This window comes from Arthrobacter sp. UYNi723, from assembly GCF_054057635.1.
Window position 1 is genome coordinate 1 of record NZ_JBSRZM010000058.1, and the last position, 6,712, is coordinate 6,712.

Sequence of the window (6,712 nt, forward strand, 5' to 3'; positions counted from 1 at the left end):
TGGTCACTCAACCGCTCCGGACCCTCCGGGGTCACCCATCCACTACGCGCCATGCCGAAACATTAACACACCCGTGCTAAGTAAACTGCATTGGGTCTAGTGGCCGTATTCGGCGACTGGCGGCTGACCATGCTGGTGATGGTGCTTCCTGCGCTCCTGGTGTTCTGGGTCCGGCGCAGCGTTCCGGAGTCGCCCCTGTTCCTCATCCGCAAGGGGCGCCGCGAGGAAGCTGCCAAGGTCATCGACGACCTCGTGGCGGCAACGGGCGCCGAACCCCGGGCCTACAGCCTGCCCGACGCGCAGGAAGTTCCGCGGCTCTCCGCCGGCAGCGCCTGGCATCAGCTGCGCCTGGTGTGGCAGTTCAACTGGAAGATCACGGCCACGGCCTGGGCCCTGTTCTTCAGCATCCTGCTGGTCTACTACCTGTCCTTGACATGGATGCCACGGATCCTGATCGGCGCTGGTTTCGCCGAGTACAAGGCGTTTGTGACCACGGCGTCCATGGCGGCGGTTGGGCTTTTGGGTGTCGTTGTGGCCGCGCTGCTGGTGGAGCGTGTGGGCCGCAAATGGATCCTTGCCATCACGGGCCCGCTGTCCGCGCTGACCCTAGTGATCGTGGCGATTGTGGTGGACATCCCCACCGCCGCGATATTCTGGCTGCTGGTGTTCGGGTTTGTGGTGCAGATAGCGATTCCCGTGCTCTACGCGTATGTGTCTGAGCTGTACCCGACCGAGCTTCGCGGCACCGGCTTTGGCTGGGCGTCAACGTTCTCGCGGCTGGGGGCTGGTTTTGGGCCGCTCATATTTGCGAACTATTTCTGGCCCGAGCTGGGCCTGGCCACGTCCTTCGCCCTGGCCGGCGGGCTGGTGCTGGTGGCCGTCCTGTGGATGGCGTTCTTCTCCCCCGAAACCAAGCAGCGCCGCCTCGAGTAGCCCCCGGCGTCGCCCCCCCCCAACTAGGTAGCGCTAACTGTCGTTTTGAGCGCTCAAAACGACAGTTAGCGCTACTTACTTGGGAGACCAGCCGCGGTTCATCAGCGCTGAACGGACTTTGGCGACGGCGGCCCGGGCTTCGTTCTCCATGTGCCGTCTCGAGATCCGGACCATCAACCACCCCGCCCTGGCAAAGTCCTCTTCGCGGGCAATGTCGCGGACGATCTGCGCCGTCTCGGAATGGCCTTCGCCGTCGTACTCCACTGCAACTTTTTGTTCCGGATAGGCGAGATCCGGTTGACGTACGACGCCGGCGCCCAGTTCCAATGGAACGTTCAGTCGCGGTTCGGGCAGCCCGCGGTACTCCAGTGCCAGCCTAAGTTTGGTTTCCTGAGCGGAGTCGGACCCGATCCGCGCCTGCTCAAGGGCAAGGCGCGCCTTCTGAATGCCGGGCGTTCCTTTGTGCCGATCGAGCATTTCAGCAAGGTCGGCCGGCGTTGCGTAGGGCTCGGATCTGCCCTCGAAACCGAGCCTGGGAATCCTCAGCAGGTGATCGGCAACCACAGTCAGCTCGTCAATGCTCATCTTCCGGGCGCAATCCAGCCACGTCCGCGCCCGGGACGTGATCAACAGGCCGTTGAGGGTGACAATTTCGTCGGCAAAGAACTGACCCCTGTGACCTTTCACCCCTGGTCGGCGCATGATGGCTTCCGTGTCCGGGCGCGAGATATGAATCAGTGGATCATCGCTCCCCTGCAGGAACCCGGGGAACTGCCACAGCAAGAACGCAGAGGCGTGCGAAGCTGCCGCGAACTCCGTGACCTGGGTATACGGCCGAATGTTGGGCGCCAGGCCGTACACGGCCACGTCGTCCGCCCTTGGCACCCGGACTCCACGGGTGGGCCGCCCCAGACCTTGGTGACGTAACTGCCGTTCGGTGATCCCGGCGTCGGCCGCTTCTTTCAAGGTGAACGGCAGCACAGCCAGCGATTCCGGCAGGGAACGGGGGACTTTCATGTGCCCATGTTGGCAGCCCCGCGAAAACGCTGCTGAAGTTATCCACAGGTTCCTGCCAACCTGCCAAACTGAGTAGCGCTATCTGTCGTTTTGGGCGGTCAAAACGACAGATAGCGCTACTCAGTTGGGGAGGGTTGGCGTTGGGTGGGGTTAGGAAGCGGCGGCGAGGGCTGCCAGGGTGTTGACCAGGAGGCGGCGCTCCACCACCTTGATGCGTTCGTGCAGGGATTCCTCGGTTTCGCCCGGTTCAATCGTGACGGCTTCCTGGGCGATGATGGGCCCGGTGTCCACCCCGGCGTCGGCCCAGTGCACCGTGCAGCCGGTGACCTTCACGCCGTAGGCCATGGCATCGCGGACACCGTGGGCGCCGGGGAACGCAGGCAGCAGCGCGGGGTGCGTGTTGAGGTACTTGCCGTTGAAGGCAGCGATGAAGTCGGCGCTGACGATGCGCATAAAGCCCGAGGACACCACCACGTCCGGAGCGTAGGAAGCCACGCGGGCGGTCAGCGCGGCATCCCATTCGTCGCGGGTGGGGAAGGAGTTGAAGTTGACCACAAACGTCTCCAGCCCGGCTTCCGAGGATCGTTCGACGCCGTAGGTCCCCTCCCGGTCGGCACCTACCGCGGCGATTTCCACGTCCAGCTCCCCTGCCTTGACGGCGTCGATGACTGACTGGAGATTGGACCCGGTACCGGAAACGAGGACTACGATGCGCATGGGTCTAGCTTATGGGCACGCTCGCGTAGGCTGGAAAACATGAACAACACCCCGGAACCGGCTGGCCAGCAACGGACCAAACAGCCGCTCAGCGACGCCGCCAAGGACTCGCTCACCAAAACCCGCAACCTGTTCCGGATCTTCATTGTCACCGTGCTGGGCGCTTTTTTCGTCTACCAGCTCGACGTCAGCTACCTCTGGCTCACCGGCATCCTGACCGCGGCGAGCTTTGTGCTGGGTATCCTCCTGCTGGTCCGGTCGGCCAGGCTCAAGGAGTCCAAGCTGGTCCTGTTCGGCACCATCTCGGGGCTGGTGGTATCGCTGATCATGCTGCTGGTCATCCTGGCCACGGCGCTGTTTTTCCGCCAGGTCCTGGACTTCCAGACTTGCTCACGTGAGGCCCTCACCGACCAGGCGCTCTCCAATTGCCGGGTTCAGCTGGAAAGCTCGCTGCCGGGTCTCCGGTAGCAGCCACACCAGCGGCAGCCACGCCAGTAGCAGCCACGAAAGACTAGCGGGCCAGTTCCGCTTCCTCATCCACGTGCTGCTGGCGTTCCAGCCACGGTCCGGCTGCGTAACCGATCACGACGCCGATGCCCACCTCCGCGGCAATCCAGAGTCCCAGCCACAAGGGGTCGGGTCCGATGGCGGTAAGGCGGCCCAGCCCGGCGGAGCCGCGGGCCAGCCAGGCCAGGCCCGCGGCCAGCAGCCCGGACACAACCCCGACCAGCGCGCCGAGGGCAAGCGTGGACACCGTGGCCGTGAACCAGCGCGCGTGCAGCTTAATGGAGAGCCACTCGTCGAAGTGGTTTTCGCCTTCGCGCAGGAACCACCAGCCGGCCAGGATACCCGCCAGAACGGGCAGCACCAGCGCCACGAACCCGTAGTCCAGCGAACCCGACGGGATAGCGGCGAAGACCGGGATGGACGGCAGCGGCCCGGTGGCGGTGCCCAGCGGCCCCACCTGCGAGCCCACGCCCAGGGCGAAGCCCGAGCCCGAGACCCAGGCCAGCGCAAAAACCACGAGGTTGGGCAGATACCCAAGCTGCGCGATGGTGAGCGCCGCACCCCCTACCGCGCCGGCGTCGAGCGCTTCATAGACAGCAATCACCAGGTTCCAGTGGATAAAGAGGTCCACGGCCAGGAGCACACCGGCGAGCGCAAACGCCGCCAGAAGAGCCACACAGCCCGCCTTCGCCGCGGAGCCCAAATAGGAGCCGGCCCAGCGGGAATGCTGGCTGGTGCGCGAGATCCAGTCGACGGCGTCGACGCCGATCAGCCGGCTCCATGAGCCTGCCTCGCGGCGGGCGCCGATCACCATGCCGAGGGCGAACGGGATGAGCGGGATGAGCATTGCCAACCAGATGTTAATGACGACGTCGGCCGTGCGGCACACAAAGCCGGTGGCAGCGCCGAACGCCGAGTAGACCACCCAGGACCCGAGCAGCGCCTGCCACAGCTGGTCCGTATAGGAGGCCCGGGCCAGGCGCCGCCCCGCACGCCAGGCGAGCAAAAACGGGATCAGGGTCAGGCCGAGGGGCACCAGGGTCAGCAGGCCGGAGCCTGGACTGCCGGCCGCACCAGCCTCGCCGGAGACGACGGCGAGCTGCAGCGGCACCCCGTGAATCAGAAGCCAGCCCTGGCCGGCGAGGCGGGCCAGAACATCAAAGGCGGTGTTCTGGAAGCCCGCGGTGGCCCACACGGCCACAATGGGAACCACCACCAGGAGCGCGGAGATGATGGCAGCCTGCGCCGTTTCGAGGCCTCCCTGCAACCACAAGGGCATGGGAAGGCCTCGGTCTCCGGTCTGATCAGCGCGCAGTTTCATCGTGTCCCATGGTGTCACGGCCGGGGCTTCGGACCGGGCTTCGACAGGCTCATTCTCCCGGCGAGACGCGCCTCACCAGAGTTCGTAGTCCGCCGCGCTGATCGTGAACCCGTGACCGGTGCGGAGGTGGGCGCAGGACATCCGGCCCGGCTCCCGCGAGCACGCCATGTTGCACTGCCTGTCCTTGTTCACCGACTGCCCCACCACCGGCATGGTGGCCCGTGGCAGGCGAAGAACCGGACGACGACGGCGGGACGGCCGCCGCCGGTGATGGCGCCGTCGTCGGTCGTTCAGACTGTCGGGCGTTCAGTCTGTCCGGGTGCCTCGTCCGGGTCGCTCGCCAGCAGCGCGCTGGGCAGAAGTCCCCATCCGGGCCTGATTCGGCGCTTTTTCCGCGGGGCCGCCGTAAAATTGGAATGTCCGCAATCAGTGGTTGGAGGCAGAAAAAATGACTACCGCATCCCCACATGCACACGTTCATTTTGGGCGCGCAGACGTCCAGAATGCCGGCATGGGAGTAGGTATCCTGTTGTTGGTGGTGGGTGCCCTGGGCTTTATCCCCGGCGTCACCACCCAGTACAGCGAATTGATGTTCCTGGGACCTGATTCCCATGCCATGTTCCTTGGGCTGTTCCAGGTGTCCATGCTGCTCAATATTGTGCAGCTGGCCATCGGCGCAACGGGCTGGGCGATGTCCCGGACCGAACATGGCGCCCGGAACTTCCTCATCGGAGCAGGCGCGCTGTACATCATCCTCAGCATTTTCGGGCTCAGTGTCGGCGTTGACTCGGCGGCCAATTTCCTGTCGTTCAACATGGCTGACAACTGGACCCACCTCGTGCTGGGCGTCGCAATGGTTGCTGCTGGCTGGCTGTTCTCCAGGAACATGTCCGGCGAGAGGAAATAGCCCGGAAATGACAGGCCGGGATATAGGAGCCGCGAATGAGAAATGATCCATAAGTTCTGAATATTCGTCCTACCTCGCCGGTGCAGTTGCCGCGTTCCGCGAACAGCTGCACCGGCTTCTTTCTGCTCCTTAGCGGCCGACGGCGGCGCGGGGCCGCTTTCTGAGACGCGTGGCCGCTAAGTGCCACGCACGGGGTCCAGCGCAAACGGACACTTGAGGCCCACCCTCTGGCGCGAACTGGCAGCTAATACCCTCAAAACTCGGTTTTGACGGTATTAGCTGCCAGTTCGCGCTTGGAAATCAGGGCCGCAAGTGTCCGTTCGCGCCAAAGGCGGCACGGGCCGTTGGGCCTGCAACAATGGCCCCATGAGCGACATCATCCTGGGCTGGGACCCGGCCGGCTGGAACCGCTGGAACTACGCGGCTGTTATTGAACAGGTCGCCGCGACAGGGCTCCACCTTGAGCCCTGGAACCTGGGCCGGAGCGTTGCCGCAGGCACCGGCGTGTGGCTGGTCCTGCTGGGGGCACACGGTCCCGGCCTGATCGGCCATGGCGTGGTCCTGTCGGGGCAGCCCGGGCACCCGGAGGAGCCTGAGTTCACCGCGCAGGTGGAGTTCGATGCGCTCCTGCCCCTGGGCGATCAGGTCCCCGCAGCGGTCCTCACAGAAGCAGTGGCCGACATCGCGTGGAACAGTACCGAAATCGAAGGCACGGCGCTGGATCCCCGCGATGCGGCAGCGGTCCGGGCGCTCTGGGCCACCTATGGGCCGGCGCAAGGAGCAGACCCAACCCAGCCAGCGCCCGGCACGTACCCGGAGGCCGCCGTCGTCCGTGTCACCACGAACCGCTATGAGCGTGACGCCGAGGCCCGGAGGGCGTGTATCGCGCACCGCGGCAGCAGCTGTGCGGCCTGCGGGTTCTCCTTCGAGCTGGCGTACGGGGAGCTCGGCAAAGACTTCATTGACGTCCACCACGTGGTGCCCGCGGCCCAACTCGGCGGCGGCTACCAACTGGACCCGCTCACGGACCTGGTTCCGCTGTGCGCCAACTGCCACGCCATGGCCCACTTCGGAGTGCGCACACCGCGCACGGAAGCCGAGCTGCGGCAAATCATGGCCACCGCCGGTTTCCTCCGCGGAACCACCGTTGCCCCTGAGGAGATCGAGGCCCAGCGGGTTGCCCGCGAGATCCTCGGCAAATAATCAAACAGCCCCCGCTCCCCGAGGAATCATGTCAAGATGCCCGCGTAGCGTTTATCGAAGAATCATTTGATTGTGCCCGGATGGTTGGTTGGCTCTTGGGGCCTTGT

General features: G+C 65.0%; 6 protein-coding genes and 1 pseudogene. 4 read left to right on the forward strand and 3 right to left on the reverse strand.

Going from position 1 to position 6,712, the window contains the following annotated elements; translation table 11 throughout:
- Window positions 1-93: 93 nt before the first annotated feature.
- A pseudogene (locus ACVWY0_RS21900) lies at window positions 94-933 on the forward strand (MFS transporter); the annotation flags it as partial.
- Between the two features lie 75 nt (window positions 934-1,008).
- On the opposite strand, the gene ACVWY0_RS21905 reads toward ACVWY0_RS21900, so the two are convergent.
- Together ACVWY0_RS21905 and purN are read right to left on the reverse strand one after the other, a co-directional pair.
- Entirely contained in the window at window positions 1,009-1,950 is a 942-nt protein-coding gene (locus ACVWY0_RS21905; protein WP_485838568.1) for a hypothetical protein, read from the reverse strand.
- 150 nt (window positions 1,951-2,100) lie between these two features.
- Window positions 2,101-2,667 (reverse strand): phosphoribosylglycinamide formyltransferase, encoded by a 567-nt coding sequence (gene purN, locus ACVWY0_RS21910; RefSeq protein ID WP_485838569.1) that lies wholly within the window; start codon window positions 2,665-2,667, stop codon window positions 2,101-2,103.
- Window positions 2,668-2,706: 39 nt separating this feature from the next.
- Here purN and ACVWY0_RS21915 point away from each other — a divergent pair, with 39 nt between their 5' ends.
- Window positions 2,707-3,135: a hypothetical protein gene (locus ACVWY0_RS21915; protein ID WP_485838570.1), complete on the forward strand. Its 429-nt coding sequence runs from the start codon at window positions 2,707-2,709 to the stop codon at window positions 3,133-3,135.
- A 43-nt stretch (window positions 3,136-3,178) separates the two neighbouring features.
- On the opposite strand, the gene ACVWY0_RS21920 is transcribed toward ACVWY0_RS21915, so the two are convergent.
- On the reverse strand, window positions 3,179-4,495 hold the full coding sequence (locus tag ACVWY0_RS21920; protein WP_485838571.1) for a cell division protein PerM: 1,317 nt from the start codon (window positions 4,493-4,495) through the stop codon (window positions 3,179-3,181).
- A gap of 448 nt (window positions 4,496-4,943) precedes the next feature.
- Here ACVWY0_RS21920 and ACVWY0_RS21925 point away from each other — a divergent pair, with 448 nt between their 5' ends.
- Entirely contained in the window at window positions 4,944-5,402 is a 459-nt protein-coding gene (locus ACVWY0_RS21925) for a DUF4383 domain-containing protein (protein ID WP_141139800.1), read from the forward strand.
- 366 nt (window positions 5,403-5,768) lie between these two features.
- Window positions 5,769-6,605: an HNH endonuclease gene (locus ACVWY0_RS21930; protein WP_485838572.1), complete on the forward strand. Its 837-nt coding sequence runs from the start codon at window positions 5,769-5,771 to the stop codon at window positions 6,603-6,605.
- Window positions 6,606-6,712 lie beyond the last annotated feature (107 nt).